Source organism: Pseudoalteromonas sp. S327 (genome assembly GCF_005886415.1).
Classification (GTDB): domain Bacteria; phylum Pseudomonadota; class Gammaproteobacteria; order Enterobacterales; family Alteromonadaceae; genus Pseudoalteromonas; species Pseudoalteromonas atlantica.
Genome location: NZ_PNDP01000013.1, coordinates 16,910 through 33,615 on the forward strand (window position 1 = coordinate 16,910; position 16,706 = coordinate 33,615).

The 16,706-nt window shown below is 40.9% G+C and carries 16 protein-coding genes; 8 read left to right on the plus strand and 8 right to left on the minus strand.

The features are described 5' to 3' along the window. Positions 1–139 precede the first annotated feature (139 nt). From CWB60_RS05010 to lipA, 4 genes are all read left to right on the plus strand, one after another. Complete coding sequence (locus CWB60_RS05010; protein ID WP_004585914.1) at positions 140–1,300, plus strand: serine hydrolase; 1,161 nt, start codon at positions 140–142, stop codon at positions 1,298–1,300. Positions 1,301–1,642: 342 nt separating this feature from the next. Further along, on the plus strand, positions 1,643–1,921 hold the full coding sequence (gene ybeD, locus CWB60_RS05015; RefSeq protein ID WP_024033764.1) for a DUF493 family protein YbeD: 279 nt from the start codon (positions 1,643–1,645) through the stop codon (positions 1,919–1,921). A 19-nt stretch (positions 1,922–1,940) separates the two neighbouring features. Further along, positions 1,941–2,594 (plus strand): lipoyl(octanoyl) transferase LipB, encoded by a 654-nt coding sequence (lipB, locus tag CWB60_RS05020; protein ID WP_004585912.1) that lies wholly within the window; start codon positions 1,941–1,943, stop codon positions 2,592–2,594. Then, positions 2,591–3,556 (plus strand): lipoyl synthase, encoded by a 966-nt coding sequence (gene lipA / locus CWB60_RS05025; RefSeq protein WP_004585911.1) that lies wholly within the window; start codon positions 2,591–2,593, stop codon positions 3,554–3,556. Before lipB ends, lipA begins: the two co-directional genes overlap by 4 nt. A 64-nt stretch (positions 3,557–3,620) precedes the next feature. Here the strand turns inward: lipA and CWB60_RS05030 are convergent, their stop codons facing one another. Beyond that, positions 3,621–6,749 (minus strand): efflux RND transporter permease subunit, encoded by a 3,129-nt coding sequence (locus CWB60_RS05030; RefSeq protein ID WP_138579774.1) that lies wholly within the window; start codon positions 6,747–6,749, stop codon positions 3,621–3,623. 2 nt (positions 6,750–6,751) lie between these two features. Then, positions 6,752–7,984, minus strand: a complete 1,233-nt coding sequence (locus CWB60_RS05035) for an efflux RND transporter periplasmic adaptor subunit (RefSeq protein ID WP_138579773.1) — start codon at positions 7,982–7,984, stop codon at positions 6,752–6,754. A gap of 148 nt (positions 7,985–8,132) precedes the next feature. Here CWB60_RS05035 and CWB60_RS05040 point away from each other — a divergent pair, with 148 nt between their 5' ends. After that, positions 8,133–9,071 carry a LysR family transcriptional regulator gene (locus CWB60_RS05040; protein ID WP_024033768.1) on the plus strand — a complete coding sequence of 313 codons (939 nt, stop codon included), beginning with the start codon at positions 8,133–8,135 and terminating at the stop codon, positions 9,069–9,071. Here the strand turns inward: CWB60_RS05040 and CWB60_RS05045 are convergent. Next, the gene (locus tag CWB60_RS05045; RefSeq protein WP_138579772.1) at positions 9,060–10,337 is read right to left on the minus strand and encodes a VCBS domain-containing protein; all 1,278 of its coding nucleotides are present in this window, start codon (positions 10,335–10,337) and stop codon (positions 9,060–9,062) included. The genes CWB60_RS05040 and CWB60_RS05045 overlap by 12 nt on opposite strands. 215 nt (positions 10,338–10,552) lie before the next feature. Between CWB60_RS05045 and CWB60_RS05050 the strand changes: the two genes are divergently transcribed. Continuing rightward, positions 10,553–10,792, plus strand: coding sequence for an RNA recognition motif domain-containing protein (locus CWB60_RS05050; RefSeq protein ID WP_024033770.1), 240 nt, complete (start codon positions 10,553–10,555; stop codon positions 10,790–10,792). Positions 10,793–10,849: 57 nt separating this feature from the next. Here the strand turns inward: CWB60_RS05050 and CWB60_RS05055 are convergent, their stop codons facing one another. Further along, positions 10,850–11,443, minus strand: a complete 594-nt coding sequence (locus CWB60_RS05055; RefSeq protein ID WP_024033771.1) for a TetR/AcrR family transcriptional regulator — start codon at positions 11,441–11,443, stop codon at positions 10,850–10,852. 182 nt (positions 11,444–11,625) lie between these two features. Here CWB60_RS05055 and CWB60_RS05060 point away from each other — a divergent pair, with 182 nt between their 5' ends. Continuing rightward, the gene (locus CWB60_RS05060) at positions 11,626–12,651 is read left to right on the plus strand and encodes an MBL fold metallo-hydrolase (RefSeq protein WP_371370264.1); all 1,026 of its coding nucleotides are present in this window, start codon (positions 11,626–11,628) and stop codon (positions 12,649–12,651) included. 55 nt (positions 12,652–12,706) lie between these two features. Here CWB60_RS05060 and CWB60_RS20725 read toward each other — a convergent pair whose 3' ends face one another. Then, positions 12,707–12,856, minus strand: coding sequence for a hypothetical protein (locus CWB60_RS20725; RefSeq protein ID WP_024033773.1), 150 nt, complete (start codon positions 12,854–12,856; stop codon positions 12,707–12,709). 155 nt (positions 12,857–13,011) lie between these two features. Here CWB60_RS20725 and CWB60_RS05065 point away from each other — a divergent pair, with 155 nt between their 5' ends. Next, entirely contained in the window at positions 13,012–14,634 is a 1,623-nt protein-coding gene (locus CWB60_RS05065) for a M28 family metallopeptidase (RefSeq protein ID WP_138579771.1), read from the plus strand. Positions 14,635–14,686: 52 nt separating this feature from the next. Here the strand turns inward: CWB60_RS05065 and CWB60_RS05070 are convergent, their stop codons facing one another. The 3 genes from CWB60_RS05070 to CWB60_RS05080 form a co-directional block, all read right to left on the minus strand. Further along, positions 14,687–15,631: an EAL-associated domain-containing protein gene (locus CWB60_RS05070; RefSeq protein WP_054982213.1), complete on the minus strand. Its 945-nt coding sequence runs from the start codon at positions 15,629–15,631 to the stop codon at positions 14,687–14,689. Positions 15,632–15,863: 232 nt separating this feature from the next. After that, positions 15,864–16,070: an EF-hand domain-containing protein gene (locus tag CWB60_RS05075; protein WP_029772194.1), complete on the minus strand. Its 207-nt coding sequence runs from the start codon at positions 16,068–16,070 to the stop codon at positions 15,864–15,866. A 73-nt stretch (positions 16,071–16,143) separates the two neighbouring features. Continuing rightward, on the minus strand, positions 16,144–16,347 hold the full coding sequence (locus CWB60_RS05080; protein ID WP_138579770.1) for a calmodulin: 204 nt from the start codon (positions 16,345–16,347) through the stop codon (positions 16,144–16,146). Positions 16,348–16,706 lie beyond the last annotated feature (359 nt).

Sequence of the window (16,706 nt, forward strand, 5' to 3'; positions counted from 1 at the left end):
TTGAACAATAGAGTGACTATTATTGACAATCAATACCTTGTCTAAGCTGTTTTTAATTCCAACGACGCTCGCATCTCGGGGTAGTTTGGGTATAAGATGGACTAACGCGAATTTTTAACTTTAACCATTAATGAGTATGATGAAATCAATTAAACATAAAATCCTCAAAGGTGTATGCGGCTTAGTTTGCACAGCCGCCGTATTTTCAGCCAGCGCCCAAATTATTCCGGCTCCACCTCAAATTAATGCAAAAGGTTATTTTTTAGTAGACTTTACAACAGGTAAAGTTATTGCTGAAGGTGAAGCTGATACAAAGCTAGCCCCTGCAAGCTTAACTAAAATGATGACCAGTTATGTAATTGGTACAGAAATTAACGCCGGGAACATTGCACCAACCGATATGGTTACAGTGAGCGAAAAAGCCTGGGCTAAAAACTTCCCTGAATCGTCAAAAATGTTTATTGAAGTAGGCAAGCAAATAAGTGTTGATGAGCTTAACCACGGTATTATTATTCAATCTGGTAATGATGCCTGTGTAGCCATGGCTGAGCACATTGCAGGTAGCGAAAGCGCATTTGCTGATTTAATGAATGCCCATGCCGCAAAATTAGGCATGAGCAACAGCCACTTTATTAATAGCCACGGTTTAGATACAGACGAGCATTACACTACCCCACGTGATATGGCGACGCTAGGTGCTGCACTTATTCGTGATGTACCTGATGAGTACGCACTTTATAAGCAAAAATCGTTTACTTACAACGGCATTAAACAATATAACCGTAACTCTTTGTTATGGGATGAAAGCCTAGATGTTGATGGCATTAAAACGGGTCACACATCAGAGGCAGGTTATAGCTTAGTAACGTCTGCAACTAAAAACGACATGCGTTTAATTGCGGTTGTTATGGGCACATCAAGCGAGCGCGCACGTAAAGTAGAAAGCAAAAAACTACTTAACTACGGATTTCGCTTTTTTGAAACAATTACACCTTACAAAGCAGGCGACAGCTTTGCAGAGCAACGTATTTGGATGGGTAATAAAGAAAATGTATCGTTAGGCATTTTAGAAGATACCCCAATTACCATTCCACGTGGTCAACATAAAAACCTTAAAGCTAACTTTGAGCTAGACAACACGCTTGAAGCACCATTAGCGAAAGGCACTAAAGTAGGTACGTTATTCTTACAACTAGAGGGCGAAGACATTGCACAATACCCACTAGTTACACTTGAAGAAGTGGAAGAAGGCAGCTTCTTTAGCAAAATTTACGACTACTTACGTTTACAAATTATGTAAACGTAAAAATAACCCGACAGTCGTTGGGTTGTTAAACGAAGCGCCTCTGTTATGAGGCGTTTTTTTTTGCTTGAAAAATGCTAGAATGCGCCCCATATAAGCAGGATCACCCTAAACCTGCCAGTCACGCTTAGCGTTATACCAATTCGGTTAATTCAGTAATCTATTTTGAGGCTGGAAAAACGTGTTGATAACTTGGCTAATAAATCGCTATTTAGTTGTTCTAAATGAGCATTTTTTAACGCAGGTAGCAACATGTTTAGCCCCGCAAAATGATTAAGTCTTATTGCGGATTGATATTATCTCACGTAGCCAACATTTTTTGTTTGAGGAGTCACCGTCGTGGTTCAACCTGTTAAAAATACTAAATTTGATGAGTACCTTGAGTACCCATGTCCGTTCACATTTAAAGTTATGGGTTTAGCAAACGTTAACCTTACGGAACAAATTTTAGCTAAATTACAACCTATTGCACCTGGTGACTACGCACCAAAAGTGAAGCCAAGCAGTAAAGGCAATTATGAGTCGGTAACGTTTGTTGCCACAGTGACAAGCGGTAAACACATAGAAGAAATTTACAACGTGATCAGCAACATTGATGACGTACGCCATATGCTTTAAGCCATAGTTGAGACTTGTTGTGAACGAAAACACTTTAATCGTACGCCAACTAGGCCGTCAGCGTTACATGCCAATTTGGCAAAAAATGCAAGCCTATACCGACACCCGTGACGACAGCTCGCCAGATGAAATTTGGCTTGTAGAGCACGAGAGTGTATTTACACAAGGCCAAGCTGGTAAAGATGAGCATTTACTCGCCCCTGGTGACATAGAAGTCATAAAGGTAGACCGTGGCGGGCAAGTTACTTACCATGGCCCCGGCCAACAAATGATGTATGTATTATTTAACTTGCGCCGCTTAAAAATTGGTGTGCGCGAGCTTGTTACATGGCTTGAAGAGTGCATTATTGATACCCTTAATGAGTATGATATTAAAGCCTACGCAAAGGCCGATGCACCCGGTGTGTACGTAAACGACAGTAAAATTGCATCATTAGGATTACGTGTTCGTCGTGGTTGCTCGTTTCATGGATTAGCATTAAATGTTAACATGGACTTAAGCCCGTTTTTACGCATCAACCCGTGTGGTTATGCCGGCATGAACATGGTGCAAACGAAAGAATTAAACGGCCCTCAAAACTTAGCACAAGCAGGTGAAGGGCTGGTAAAACACATGATAAAGAAGCTTAATGCAACACAGGTTAAGCATACTGAAGGGTTTGAAAACGAATGAATAAACCAGTCAAAATGGAACCAGGTGTAAAACTACGCGACGCAGAAAAAATGGCGTTGATCCCCGTTAAAGTTTTACCTACAGAAAAAACTGAAATGTTGCGCAAGCCAGAGTGGCTTAAAATTCGCTTACCAAAATCTACCGAGCGTATCGACGGTATAAAACAAGCTATGCGCAAGCACGGCTTACACTCAGTATGTGAAGAGGCCTCGTGCCCTAACCTTTCTGAGTGTTTTAACCACGGTACAGCTACCTTTATGATTTTAGGTGCTATTTGTACTCGTCGTTGCCCATTTTGTGATGTTGCCCATGGTCGCCCACTAAAACCTGATGCAGCAGAGCCTGAAAAGCTTGCACTGACAATTAAAGACATGAAGCTTAGCTACGTGGTTATTACCTCGGTTGACCGTGATGATTTACGTGATGGCGGCGCACAGCATTTTGCCGATTGTATTCGCGAAATCCGTAAACACAACCCAACCATTACTATTGAGATTTTAGTGCCAGATTTTCGTGGTCGTATGGACCGCGCACTGGAAATTTTAATTGAAACGCCACCTGATGTGTTTAATCACAATCTAGAAACTGCCCCGCGTTTGTACAAGCTTGCGCGCCCGGGTGCCGATTATAAATGGTCGTTAGAATTACTTCGTCGCTTTAAAGAAGCGCACCCAGAGGTAAAAACTAAGTCTGGCTTAATGGTTGGCCTAGGTGAAGAAATTAGTGAAATAGAAGAAGTATTACGTGACCTACGTGCGCATAACGTTGACATGCTTACCGTTGGCCAATACTTACAGCCTTCTAAGCATCACTTGCCAGTTAAACGTTACGTGCCACCAGCGGAATTTGACGCACTGAAAGAATACGCTGATGAAATTGGCTTTACGCATGCTGCCTCTGGCCCATTTGTTCGTTCAAGCTATCACGCTGACCAACAAGCTGCAGGTAAAGAAGTAAAATAATTACTTTTTAAAACGCATTAAAAAAGCCCTTAGCAATTAAGTTGCTAAGGGCTTTTTTGTCGCTTTAATTTTTACCACTGCGTTTAAGTACATAATAAAACACAGGTGTAAGTATTAAGCCAAATACCGTTACGCCTATCATGCCAGAAAATACCGCAACGCCCATAGCTTGGCGCATTTCAGAGCCTGCTCCCGATGAAAACACCATAGGTACAACCCCCATAATAAATGCTATTGAGGTCATTAATATTGGGCGTAATCGCAACCGGCTCGCCTCTTTAATGGCATTAAATGCATCCATACCGGTATCTTGCAGCTCTTTTGCAAACTCAACAATTAAAATAGCGTTTTTAGTGGCAAGTCCAAACAACACGATTAGGCCAATTTGGGTGAAAATATTATTATCACCACCATAAATAGCCACACCAATCAGCGCACTTAGCAATGTCATAGGCACAATTAAAATAATAGCGACAGGCAAACGTAAGCTTTCGTACTGCGCTGCTAAAACCAAAAATACAAGCAATACAATAAGTGGAAATACATACATTGAAGTATCGCCCGCTAAAATTTGCTGATAGGTTATGTCAGTCCACTCATACGCAATACCCATTGGCAGTGTTTCATCGAGTATTTTTTCTATTGCGGCTTTAGCTTGGTCAGAGCTATACCCTGGTGCGGGTACGCCGTTAACCTCTGCCGTAACATAGCCGTTATAATGCATTACTCTATCTGGCCCTAAACTATGCTCAATACTAAGCACTGCGCCAAGGGGGATCATATCACCATTTTTATTGCGCACTTTTAATTGCTTAATTTGCTCTACATCTTCTCTGTAGGGTGCATCTGCCTGCACATTTACCTGATACGTGCGACCAAATAAATTAAAGTCGTTCACATAAACTGTGCCCAAATAGCCTTGCATCGCTTCAAATAAGGTGTTTATTTCAAGCCCTAAGCTTAGTGCCTTTTTACGGTCTACCTTTACATCTAGCTGTGGTACGTCGGTTGTAAAACTGGTAAACGCATTAGCAAGGGCGGGGTCGGCTTTAGCCTTAGCAATTACTTCATTTGTTACTTGCTGCAAGGTGTCAAACCCTAATGAGCCTCTATCTTCAAGCTGCAGCCTAAAGCCACCAATGGTGCCCATTCCCCTTACTGGAGGAGGCGGAAATATAGCAACATTAGCGCCTTTTATTTGACTAAGTTGTTTATTTAAATCTTCCGCTATTTCAGCTGCCGACATGCGCGGGCCCTGCCGCTTTGAAAACGGCTCTAACGGTGTAAACATCATCCCCGAACTTGGGTTTATAGATAAACCATTAATGCTTAAACCTGCAAAGGCGACGGCGTCACTAACGCCTGGGTGCGCCCTGATTATCTCTGACATTTGGCGAACCACCGCTTCAGAGCGATCTAGCGATGCTGCATTAGGTAATTGCGCAAAAGCGACGAGATACATTTTATCCTGCGGCGGAACATACCCTGTTGGCGTATTTTCAAACTGCTGCCACGTTAAGGCCAGTAAACCAACGTATAGCACACCAATTATGCCGCCCTTATGCACTATTCGGCCAACGGCTCCTGTGTATTGACCCGAGGCTTTATCGAACATTTTGTTAAAAGGCGCAAATAACCAACGGCCAAATAATTTATTAATGGCACGGCTTAACCAATCGTTGTCTTGCCCATGAGGTTTGAGTAATAACGCAGCCAGCGCGGGGCTTAGCGTAAGCGAGTTAATGGCAGAAAGCACTGTTGAAATAGTAATTGTAAGAGCAAATTGACGATAAAATTGCCCTGTTAAACCGCTCATAAACGCAGTAGGAATAAACACCGCAGCAAGCACTAAAGTAGTGGCAATAATAGGCCCTGTTACTTCTTTCATTGCTTGAGTGGTTGCATCAATGGGACTTAATCCCTCACTGATGTTTCTTTCAACGTTTTCGACCACAACAATGGCATCATCAACAACAATACCGATTGCTAACACCAAGCCAAATAATGACAACGCATTAAGTGAAAATCCCATTAAATGCATAAAAGCAAAGGTGCCCACTAATGAAATTGGCACTGCCACCAGCGGAATAATAGATGCTCGCCATGTTTGTAAAAACAGCACAATTACCAACACAACTAATAAAACCGCTTCAAATAATGTATCGACTACAGCTTCAATAGAGCCCCTTACAAATACGGTAGGGTCATATACTATTTCATAGCTCATACCCTCTGGAAATAGCGCCGATAGTTCAGCCATTTTAGCGCGCACATCGTCAGAAATTTGTAATGCATTAGAGCCTGGCGCTTGAAAAACAGGCACAGCGGCAATGGATTCATTATTAAGAAGTGGCCTAAGGGTATAACTATCTGCACCTAGCTCTACTCTAGCAACATCTTTTAGCAGTGTAATTTCGCCGTTATCGCCCGTTTTTACGATTATTTCTTCAAATTCATTTTGCTCTATTAAGCGCCCTTCTACATTGATAAGCCATTGAAACTCACTGGTGCCTATGGGTTGTGCGCCTAGGCTTCCTGCCGCAGCTTGCTGATTTTGCGAGCGAATAGCATTGACTACATCACTTGGATTTAAATTGAGCGCCGCTAATTTGTTAGGCTCTAGCCACACACGCATACTGTAATCGCCTGCGCCAAATACACGTACTTGGCCCACGCCATTAATGCGCTTTAGCTCATCTTTTATAAATTGATCGCTATAATTAGACAGGTACAAACTGTCGTATCGCCCTGAAGGCGAAGTTATATGTACCGTGAGGGTAAGGTTAGGTGATGACTTTTCGGTGACCACACCTAGCCTTTGTACTTCCTCTGGTAGGCGAGGTATTGCTCTATTTACCCTATTTTGTACCAAAGTAGTTGCTTCGTCAGGATCGCTCCCTATCGCAAAGGTGACTGTTAATGTCATGGTGCCGGCAGAGTTTGCAAGCGATGACTGGTACAGCATGTTTTCTACGCCGTTTATCTCTTGTTCAAGCACTGTGGCCACGGTTTCGGCTATTACCTTAGGATTGGCACCTGGGTAGTTAGCTGTAACAACAACTGTTGGGGGTACTACATCTGGGTATTCTGTAATAGGTAATTGCCATATGGCTATGGCACCCCCTATAAAAATAAGAATAGATAAAACCGCTGCAAAAATAGGTCGATGAATAAAAAACTGAGAAAAATTCATTATTACATGCCTATTTCAAGTGTTGGCTCGGCATTGGCTAAGCGGTTTTGATTATCAACCTTTTGCTGCCATGCTTGTAACTCGTTTAAAGTACTTTGCTTTGCCATATTAATTAATTCTGGCTTAATGAGTACGCCAGAGCGCACGCGCTGCAAGCCATTAACTACTATGCGTTCGCCGCTTTTTAAACCTTGTTTAATAACTCGTAGCTCACCCACTTTGTCGCCTAAAGTAATGGCGCGGTATTGCACTTTATTTTGCTCATCAACCGTTAAAACGTATTTATTATTTAAATCAGTACCAATGGCTTTCTCAGCAATTAAAATACCTTGCTCAGTATTGCCCCCGGCTAATTTTAAATGGGCGAATAACCCAGGTAAAAGCGCGCCGTCTTGATTATTAAATACAGCCCGCACGCGTAATGTACCGGTTTGGGTATTTACTTGGTTATCAACAAAATCAAGCTTGCCCCAGTGTTGGTAATCTTGCTCATTCGCTAAACGCATCGCCACAGGTAACGCGGTAGGTTGATTGTTATCAAGGTGCGCTTGTTGATAGTTAAGCCATGTTGCTTCATCAATATCAAAATAGGCATAAACCTGCTCTGTAGAGACAATAGAGGTCATTACAGTTTGCCCTGCACTGACATAGTTGCCCTCGGTAATTAACGCACGAGACACTCGCCCAGAAATAGGCGCTTCTACGCGTGTAAAGGTTTTGTTTAGCTGTGCAAGCTCAAGGGATGCATTACTTTGTGCTACGTAGGCATTTGCTTGGTCAACCTCTGCGCCTCGGGTCTCTAATAACTCTTTAGATATTGATTTACTTTTAAATAGCTCTTTAGCTCGATTAAAATCTTGCTTTGCTAGTTTTAAGCGGCTTTTTGCTTCATCAAGTTGCGCTGTTAGGCGGTTTACTTGTGCATTAAATTCGCGGCTATCAATTAAAAATAAGGTGTCGCCTTTATTTACCAGCTCACCCTCTTCAAATACTGCCGCTTCAATATAACCAGATACGCGAGGACGCAAAGACACTATTTGCGGCGACTCTAGCCGGCCTGTAAAGCTGTCCCACTCGGTTATTCGCTGACTTATTACTTCGGCCACTTCTACGGCCACCCCTTGCGTAGAATCATCATTAGTTTGAATAGAACTTGGCTTATCGCTGCATGCACCCAGTATTATCGCTAATAGCGCAATAATAAACGTGTATGTAAATTTATATATAGCTGACATGGTTAACTCTCTTGCTGTACGAGTTGTGTTAAAATCTGCTTATATTATGAACGCGGTAAAAGCATAAAAATAATTATATTATTGTATAAAACACATCACTAAAAATGATGTAAAATAATCTTACATTTAAAATTTATAACGGTGCTATATGCGTCCTCAAGAGCTTAATTTACTAATGATTTTTGATGCCATCATGACTGAAGGCAGTATCACTCGTGCAGCAGAGCAATTATCGCTGACACAACCTGCGGTATCTAACGCGCTTGCACGTATGCGCGCAGCGTGGGGAGAAGAGTTATTTATAAAAGATGGCCGAAATATTCAACCTACTGCATTTGCTAACAATTTATGGGGGCAAATACAGGGGCCACTTGGATCATTAGAGCATGCTATAAACCAAAGTGAATTTAACCCAGCGACAGCGCAGCGCACTTTTCGTATTTCTGCCGCTGATATATTTGTAGAAATGATATGGGGGCCTCTTCGTAAAATTATTGAGCAGCAGGCCCCAGGCATTAATATCCATGCAATCCCTAATCGGGCGGTAGAGGCTGCCAATGTACTTAAAGACGCCGAAGCCGAACTGGCAATTAATCGCTACACCCTGTCTGAAAACGTTATTAGAGCCGAGCACTTATTAAAGCCTAAATATGTTGTACTTATGCGCCCTGACCACCCGCTTGCTAATGCCCCTTTAAGTATTACTGACTTTGCTAATACAGATCATTTATTAGTATCAATTACGGGCGATATTTTAGGGCCATCTGATCAAGCACTAAGAGTATTAGGGTTAAAACGCCGAGTAGCGATGACGGTAAATAACGCGGCAAATGTACCTAATATTCTTAAAAATACCGATCTTATTTGTGTCATTCCCTCAATAGCGCTTGAGCAGGAAATATTTACCAATAAGCTCGTGGTTTTAAAAAGCCCTATTGATACGCCACCAACGCCTGTCTCTGTTATTTGGCATAAGCGCCAAGACAACGATGCCGGTTTGCAGTGGATACGCCGTCACATAGTGGCTATTATTCAACAACGTGTAAGTAGCCACGATAAAAAACTAGGCAAATATTTACTGCGCTAAAACGCCTTTTTTAATCACAAAATCAGCAAACCGTACCTGCTCTTCTTCAGCGCGAAGGCTATCGGTTTCGACTATTGAACGATAGATACCCCATTTAGGACGGGCAAAGTCATCATCGCTAAAGCCACGCCACATATCTATGTTTTGCTCGCTAATGCTAAATAGCACCTCGTTGTCACTTAAGCGGGTTAGGGTCATTTCAAATTGCCCCGCTTCACTAAAAGTGGCTTGTACAAATACCGCAATCCATTCATCAGTAATGAGTGACCAGTCGGTTTCGATAAGGTTTTTATCAAGCCCTGTGCTGTTACCGTTTTTATCAAAGCCTGCGCTATAACGTACTTGCAGCTGATTACCTGTACTGTTTTTTTGTGCACCAGAGAGCGTAATAATAGGTTGGTCGTCGTTGCCATTGGTATTGTCGTTGCTATCGTTACGGGCTTTTATTTGGAAAAAGTGACTGAATTTACTACTCAGCTCAAGCTCGCTAGAGACTTTAAACTTCCAACTGTATTGTACGGTTTCGTCTTTAAAGGCAAGTGTTGCGGCGGGCGATTTATCAAAGGCTTTTATTTCGTTGCGCTGGCGGTCGGTTGCGCCCTTATCTTTATCTTGGTCTTCATCACGATGTGCTAAAAACACAAAGTGATTACCTACAGTTGAGTCAGTATCTTCAATAATATGCACAACATCTTGATGATTCCCGCTATACATATCAGGCGATTCAATTGCACCTTCACTAAACGCATTTTCTATTAATGTATAAGCACTTAGCCCTGTGTTTTCGCCATCGGCATTGAGGGTTGTTTCTTGCGTTACTATAAAATCATCACGGCCTGCAGTGCCTATAATGCTTATAGACACTGTCGCTTCGGTGCCATCTGCCGATGTGACGGTTATTTCATCAAGTAAGGTTTCGCCCTCGTTTAATGCACTCACAGTGGCATGCTCGCCATTAAGTGTATATGACCAATTACCATCCTCAGTTAAGCTAAATGAACCATAAGTTGTGGTGTTATTGCTTTGCGTTTTAAATACTGCCTCATTGGCTTGTGCATCCGTTATAGATAGTTCACCTGTAATTGCTATATCGCGGGTATTTTCAATACTTACAGCTGTTTGACCGCTAATTACTGCGGCGTTTTGCGCTACAACCGATGCATTTACAGGCTCACTTTTTGACCCTGAGCTGCCGCACCCTACAGCTAAAATACCCAAAGAACAAACAGAAGAAATAGTTAAAACACGCAAGCCAAACTTTGACATAAACAACCAGCCCAGGTTAATGGTAAGTAAATAAAGTGAAATATAACTTACCAATTATTTGTTTTAATAACTAGATCTTTATTACCAGTATGGCTTTATAATTGTTAGCTGAGCTATTTGCGAAAAACAACTTTAAATAAAAGGGTAAAAATAAAATTAGGTTAAAACCAAGTTACTTGAGATAATCCTCAGCGAACCCCTTATTTAGGTTATATATGAAATTATTAGTTCGTAATTTGTCTCGCGCTACCACAGAGCAAGACCTTCGCACGTTGTTTGCAGCACACGGTAAAGTAACTACCTGTAACTTAGTGCTTGATAAAGATACTGGTTTATCAAAAGGTTTTGCCTTTGTAGAAATGCCAAACGACATAGAAAGTAGAAGCGCTATTAAAGCACTTAATCAATTAAGCGTTGATAAAAGCAAAATTCGCGTAAAATACGCAGATGAGTAATTAGTTACTTGCTATATTATTAAAACCAGCTATTTGCTGGTTTTTTACGTTTTAAGTTTATGCTTTATATTTAGCCAGAAATAAGCTGACTGTTTGTTCAATTACTTTATTATTTTGCTGCTCTGTTATTGTTTCAAACCCATAAAGTAGCGGATAAAACACAAACGATTTTAATTGATACACAAACTGTTTAGCAGCTATATTTAGCTCATCACCTTTTAAAACACCTGCTGTTCTAGCTTGCTCTAAAAAATCTTCTAAATAAGTCATACACCCCATAGTATTATTACTTAAAGACTTTGCTAGCTGCGGCTCTTGTAGCATTTGCATAAAGGCAATTTTAGCTAAACGTAAAAAATCAGGCGATGTAAGCATAGCCACTTCTTGCTCGGCAATAGCAGTAAGCTGCAAATCAATTGGTTGATTTTTATTAAAGTAAATAACATCACCATGATTAATTTTAGCCAGCATAGTCGTTAAAATAGCCTGAAATAACTCTTCTTTTGTCGCAAAGTGATTATAAACAGTTCGCTTAGAAGCCTCCGCTTTTGCAGCAACTTGATCCATACTAGTGTGCTCTACACCTTTTTCAAAAAACAGATGCTCTGCTGCTTGAAGAATATTTATGCGTTTTTTTTCTGATAATTTCATAATGGGTTCTGCAATTATTAATAGCTACATTTTAACTAAACAATAAAAAAATGCACTGTATAGTTTACTTTTCATCAAAACAATGAAAAACTACACTCATCAGTTTACTTTAGGGTTTAACGATGACATTTATAAAATGGGTAGTTGTGATCATCGCCATCATTGTTTTTGGAGGTTGTAGCGTGAATAAACAGATAGTTGCGCAAGGTGTTAATGAAGCACCTAATGTAGATAACTACGAAAATGGTAGATTTCATAACCATCAACAGGTTGAGCCGAATAGCTTTAAGAAAACACTCGGAATTTTAGGGCGTTACATAACAGAAAAGCGTACCAACATTACACCTAAAAAGCCCATTGCAATTAAAAGTGTTACAGCAAAAATGCTTAACTCCCTTGCAAATAATACTGTGCATGTCATTAAACTTGGCCACTCTAGCGTGCTTTTAAAAGTGCATGGCGAATACTGGTTACTCGATCCGGTATTTAGTGAGCGCGCATCTCCTTTTTCTTTTGTAGGGCCAAAGCGCTTTTCTAAATTACCTATTAGTATTAGCGAACTGCCACCAATCGATAAGGTGCTTATTTCGCACAACCATTACGATCACCTTGATAAATCAGCTATTAAAAAGCTGTCTGCAAAAACTAAGCAGTTTTATGTGCCACTTGGTGTAGATACCGATTTAGTTAAGTGGGGAGTGAATGAAAACAAAATTAGCACATTTAACTGGTGGCAGGAGTTACAAACCGAACATGCATTAGTTGCCTTTACTCCTACCCAGCATTTTTCGGGCCGTGGATTAAGTGATGCAAACAACACACTTTGGGGTTCGTGGGTTATTAAAACCTCCCAGCAAAGTGTTTATTTTAGTGGTGATTCGGGTTATTTCGCAGGCTTTAAAGAAATTGGTAACAAGTACGGTCCTTTTGATTTAACCCTAATTGAGACAGGCGCCTACGACAAAGATTGGGCCGATATTCACATGACACCAGAGCAATCGGTTCAAGCTCATATTGATTTACAAGGTAAAACTTTAGTGCCTATTCATAACGGTACGTTTGACTTGGCGTTTCATGCTTGGGTTGACCCATTTGAACGAGTAACGGCTGCAAGCAACATAAATAACGTAACATTGAGTACACCCGAGTTTGGACAAATATTTACCCCTACCGACGCTGCAATAACCCATAAATGGTGGAAAAACTAATTTGGTAGGTGTTTTAAAGGTATTTATTACAAGGTGTTAATTAAATAAGCGGCTATTAAGCCGCTTTTTTTATACTAATTGTACCTAACACTACAAAAGATGCAGCTAAAGCAAAAAACATCGCTTGCTGTGCGAGCAAAGCTGCTGCAAAAAATGCTACGCCGCTGCCTATAAACAGGTATCCGCTTTTTTTAGATTGGCTCATTGTGTGTGCTCCATTTATTGTTGTCGATTATTTATACACCCTACACCGGCAATTTTCAATTTTTGAAAAATAGAACTGGCAAGATGATAAATATTCGACTCACATCAGTGCTTCCTTTATATTAAAAGCCAATTTTTAAAACTATTCAGAAAACTATGGCCTCTACTCTTTTTAAAAGCGCTAGCCTAAGCCTGCTAGTCGCTCTCTTTGGTTGCTCTGAACCTGCAAGCGAGCATTCTTCTTTAGAAAATACGCCCGGCGTAAGCCTAAATAACGTTAAACAGCATATAAAAACGCTAGCCTCTGATGACTTTCAAGGGCGCGGCCCACTTACTCATGGTGAAGTAAAAACCGTGGGTTACTTGAGCGAGCAATACGAAGCTATGGGTTTAACTGGGGCGTATAATGGCAAGTTTTTACAGCCGGTAAAAATGGCAATGGTCACGGCCAATCAAAATATGCAATTGCAGGTGGGCGACTTAAAGTTTAAAGCAGGTAAGGATTTTACCGCCCGTACAGAGCAATTACAGCCAGTAATAGATGTACGAAACTCTGACATTGTATTTGTGGGTTACGGTATTAATGCCCCCGAATACAACTGGAACGATTACGAAAACATTAATGTTGAAGGTAAAACCGTTATTGTATTGGTAAACGACCCAGGCTTTGCTACACAAAACGATGCGTTATTTACAGGTAATGCTATGACCTACTACGGCCGCTGGACTTACAAATACGAAGAAGCCGCACGCCAAGGTGCCAAAGCGGTATTTATTGTGCACGAAACTGCCCCTGCGGCTTACCCTTGGGGCGTGGTTGAAAGCTCAAACACAGGAACTAAATACACCCTGATGGACAATAACCTAAACGCTTCTAAGCTCCCAGTTATGGGCTGGCTAACACTTAATACTACTGAGCAAATTTTTAATGCCGCACAGCTTAACTACCAAAATTTAAAACAAAAGGCTTTAAGTGATGACTTTAAAGCCACAGCGCTTAATTTAACAGCCAACCTTTCATTTAAAAACGAAGTATCGCATGCCAAATCACATAACGTAGTTGCGCAAATTACAGGAAGCGACGCCCCTAATGAGTACGTGGTAATAGGTGCTCATTGGGATCATTTTGGTACCAAGCAAACCGACAGCGGCCCTAAAATTTATAACGGCGCAGTGGATAATGCCTCTGGCACAGCGGCCACACTTGAAATTGCCCGCATTATGAATCAAATCCACCAGCAAACACCGTTTAAACGCTCTATTTTATTTGCTAATTTTACCGCAGAAGAAACTGGCCTCATTGGTTCGCAAGAGTTTGCAACCGGTGGCGTTGTGCCCACTAAACAAATGGTCGGGCTATTAAATATTGACGGAATGAACGTGCTAGATGGCACCGATTACATTTTGCAATACGGTAAAGATTTATCCACCCTAGAAAACTACCTAGCAAACGCGGCAAAAGCGCAAGGTCGCGTTGTTAAAATGGACCCTCGCCCGCAAAACGGTTTGTTTTTTAGGTCAGATCATTTTTCTTTAGCTAAGCAAGGTGTGCCGAGTTTATTATTTATGAGCCTTGGCGATACCGACCCTGATTACATTGCGCATAAATACCATAAAGAAGCCGACGATTACTCGCCGCAGTGGTCATTAGGTGGCGTAAAGCAAGACATAGAGCTTATTGTTGATATAGCCACAAAGCTTGCTAACAATGGCGATTGGCCTACATGGACGAGTGACTCAGACTTTAAAGCAAAGCGCGAGCAAGATAAGCCGCATTAGCAGGTAAAGTTTAAAGCTAAATAATAATCATACCAATCGCATTAAAATCCTCCTACTTGGAGGATTTTAATTTTGAGCGCGCCCGCATTAGTAAGGTTTCGGCTTTGGCCCCTAAATACACATAAATAGCCAAGGCTATTAAAAGCCCTACCACCGCAAGCATCATCGCAATGGCCGGTAATAAGTATTCAGCCTGCCCCAACGCTGCCTTAAACATGGTTAATAGCGCCTCAATAGATATTGCAATTAGCACGGTAGATATAAACCGGGTAATTGTACGCCGTGTAGAAGAGTGCCTAAATATATCCTTATGCATTAAAATCTCTTCTTCGAGAATGGTCTTTCCTAAATCAAACACGGCCAACGCTAAAGTAATATATATAATAATGCTAAAGGGCTCGAGGGGATCAGACGCTGAGTCAAAGTGGGTTAATAATGCATATATATCGTTAAATACTATGCTCAGTAAAAAGAGTACCAAAGTAAATAAACACGCCACAATCACCCCATAACCCGCTTTAAAATAAGGCGAAATACCGGCTCGCGCGCTGTCTCCCATTACAAACTCAATTAACTGGGTTAAGCATACGTCTAACACTAAATAATGCTGCTGGTTAATTGGCTTTTTTAGCTCTTTAATAGCCGAAATACATAAATGATTAGTTGCGATAGAAATATACGGATCGGTAAAGCACACCGAATCGGTTTGTTTAGATTGTAAAAAGTAAGGGCGCTCACTTAAATCTTGCTGATTACCTTGCTCGGCTAATTTTTTATAGGCACGCTTAAAGCAAACATTATTGCCTTGCTGAAGCCCAGATTCGTTTAAACAGTATTGCAGCTCTAAAAAGGGATATTGCTTTACTAAAAAACGCGTATCTCGATTTTTGTTAAGCCCATCTTCAATACTCATTAAAATAGAGTCAAGTAAGCTGTGTATTACTTGCTCATACTCATGGTAGCGCTCAACACTACTTATATAACTCATTCGCGCCATAATTGTGTACTCACTCAGTTGCTATAGCGTTAACTAAGCAAGTTTAAAACCAAGTATAAAAAGTGTTTTTATTCATAAGGTTAAGGTTTTAACTTGCGCTCATTTGCACCTCTTTGGTGAAAAAGCCGTTATGCTTGCGCCATACACAAAAAAAGCAGCTAAGTAAATGTTACTTAACTGCTTTGTGAGTATGACCTGATAAATTTTAAGCGTGTAAAACTACGCCATAAAATTATTGTACTTTAGAAAACTCTTGCTGCGAAAGCTCACCATTTTTATCTGTATCGAGCTTATCAAACAACCGTGCTAACTGTGCGTTGGCTTGTGCTTCTGTTTTGCTAATTACGCCATCACCATTGGCATCAAAACTGTTGAAGTCGACCGCGGCAAACGCCGCTGATGAAGAGGCAAGGGCTAGAAGTGCGATAAATTTTTTCATAATCATTTCCTTAGGCTAAGTGCCTGGCAAAGGGGAAGAAATCCTTTTCTGAGATCCATAAAGGGAGAATCGGTTATTTGTATTCAAAAAAATCGTTTTCGGTTAGGCCATTTCGGCTTTGCATATTTAATTGCTGCACTATTTGTTCTGCTGATTGATCACTTTGGTTTGTTAAACCACCTTCGCCTTGCATAGGTGTTTTAAACTCTGTATTTGCCAATACCACCGATGATGACACCAAGGTGATAAGTACAAGTGTTGTTTTCAGCTTAGTCATAATGTAATCCTTCAATAATATGCATTACCTGTATAAATTTGCACTGAGGTGGTTACAATTCACTTCCTTGTTATTCTTTTTAATAGGCTCCCTTGCCTATTTAGGTTGTCTTTGGCAACTCAGAATTATGCTTACACCACAGCGCATTAATCGTCTACGCTCGTAAAACCTCTGCTTTAAAAAGTTTACCGTTTGTGTTGGTATCAAACTTTGCAAATGTGCCAGAAAATACCAGCGCTATTGCAAGCAAAGTTGGGTATCGCTTTTACATAACGATTCCTTCGCTATGCGTTTATAATAAAATGCCCTGTGTATTACACTGTCCTTGTTATTCTTTATGGTAAGCTCCCTTGCCTACT

Excerpts from the sequence above, each read along its gene's own strand:
- CWB60_RS05080 (WP_138579770.1), bottom strand. The coding sequence starts at position 16,347 with ATGACTAAGCTGAAAACAACACTTGTACTTATCACCTTGGTGTCATCA.
- CWB60_RS05030 (WP_138579774.1), bottom strand. The coding sequence starts at position 6,749 with ATGAATTTTTCTCAGTTTTTTATTCATCGACCTATTTTTGCAGCGGTT.
- CWB60_RS05050 (WP_024033770.1), top strand. The coding sequence starts at position 10,553 with ATGAAATTATTAGTTCGTAATTTGTCTCGCGCTACCACAGAGCAAGAC.
- CWB60_RS05055 (WP_024033771.1), bottom strand. The coding sequence starts at position 11,443 with ATGAAATTATCAGAAAAAAAACGCATAAATATTCTTCAAGCAGCAGAG.
- CWB60_RS05035 (WP_138579773.1), bottom strand. The coding sequence starts at position 7,984 with ATGTCAGCTATATATAAATTTACATACACGTTTATTATTGCGCTATTA.
- CWB60_RS05070 (WP_054982213.1), bottom strand. The coding sequence starts at position 15,631 with ATGGCGCGAATGAGTTATATAAGTAGTGTTGAGCGCTACCATGAGTAT.
- CWB60_RS20725 (WP_024033773.1), bottom strand. The coding sequence starts at position 12,856 with ATGAGCCAATCTAAAAAAAGCGGATACCTGTTTATAGGCAGCGGCGTA.
- CWB60_RS05010 (WP_004585914.1), top strand. The coding sequence starts at position 140 with ATGAAATCAATTAAACATAAAATCCTCAAAGGTGTATGCGGCTTAGTT.
- CWB60_RS05045 (WP_138579772.1), bottom strand. The coding sequence starts at position 10,337 with ATGTCAAAGTTTGGCTTGCGTGTTTTAACTATTTCTTCTGTTTGTTCT.
- CWB60_RS05075 (WP_029772194.1), bottom strand. The coding sequence starts at position 16,070 with ATGAAAAAATTTATCGCACTTCTAGCCCTTGCCTCTTCATCAGCGGCG.
- CWB60_RS05040 (WP_024033768.1), top strand. The coding sequence starts at position 8,133 with ATGCGTCCTCAAGAGCTTAATTTACTAATGATTTTTGATGCCATCATG.
- CWB60_RS05065 (WP_138579771.1), top strand. The coding sequence starts at position 13,012 with ATGGCCTCTACTCTTTTTAAAAGCGCTAGCCTAAGCCTGCTAGTCGCT.
- lipA (WP_004585911.1), top strand. The coding sequence starts at position 2,591 with ATGAATAAACCAGTCAAAATGGAACCAGGTGTAAAACTACGCGACGCA.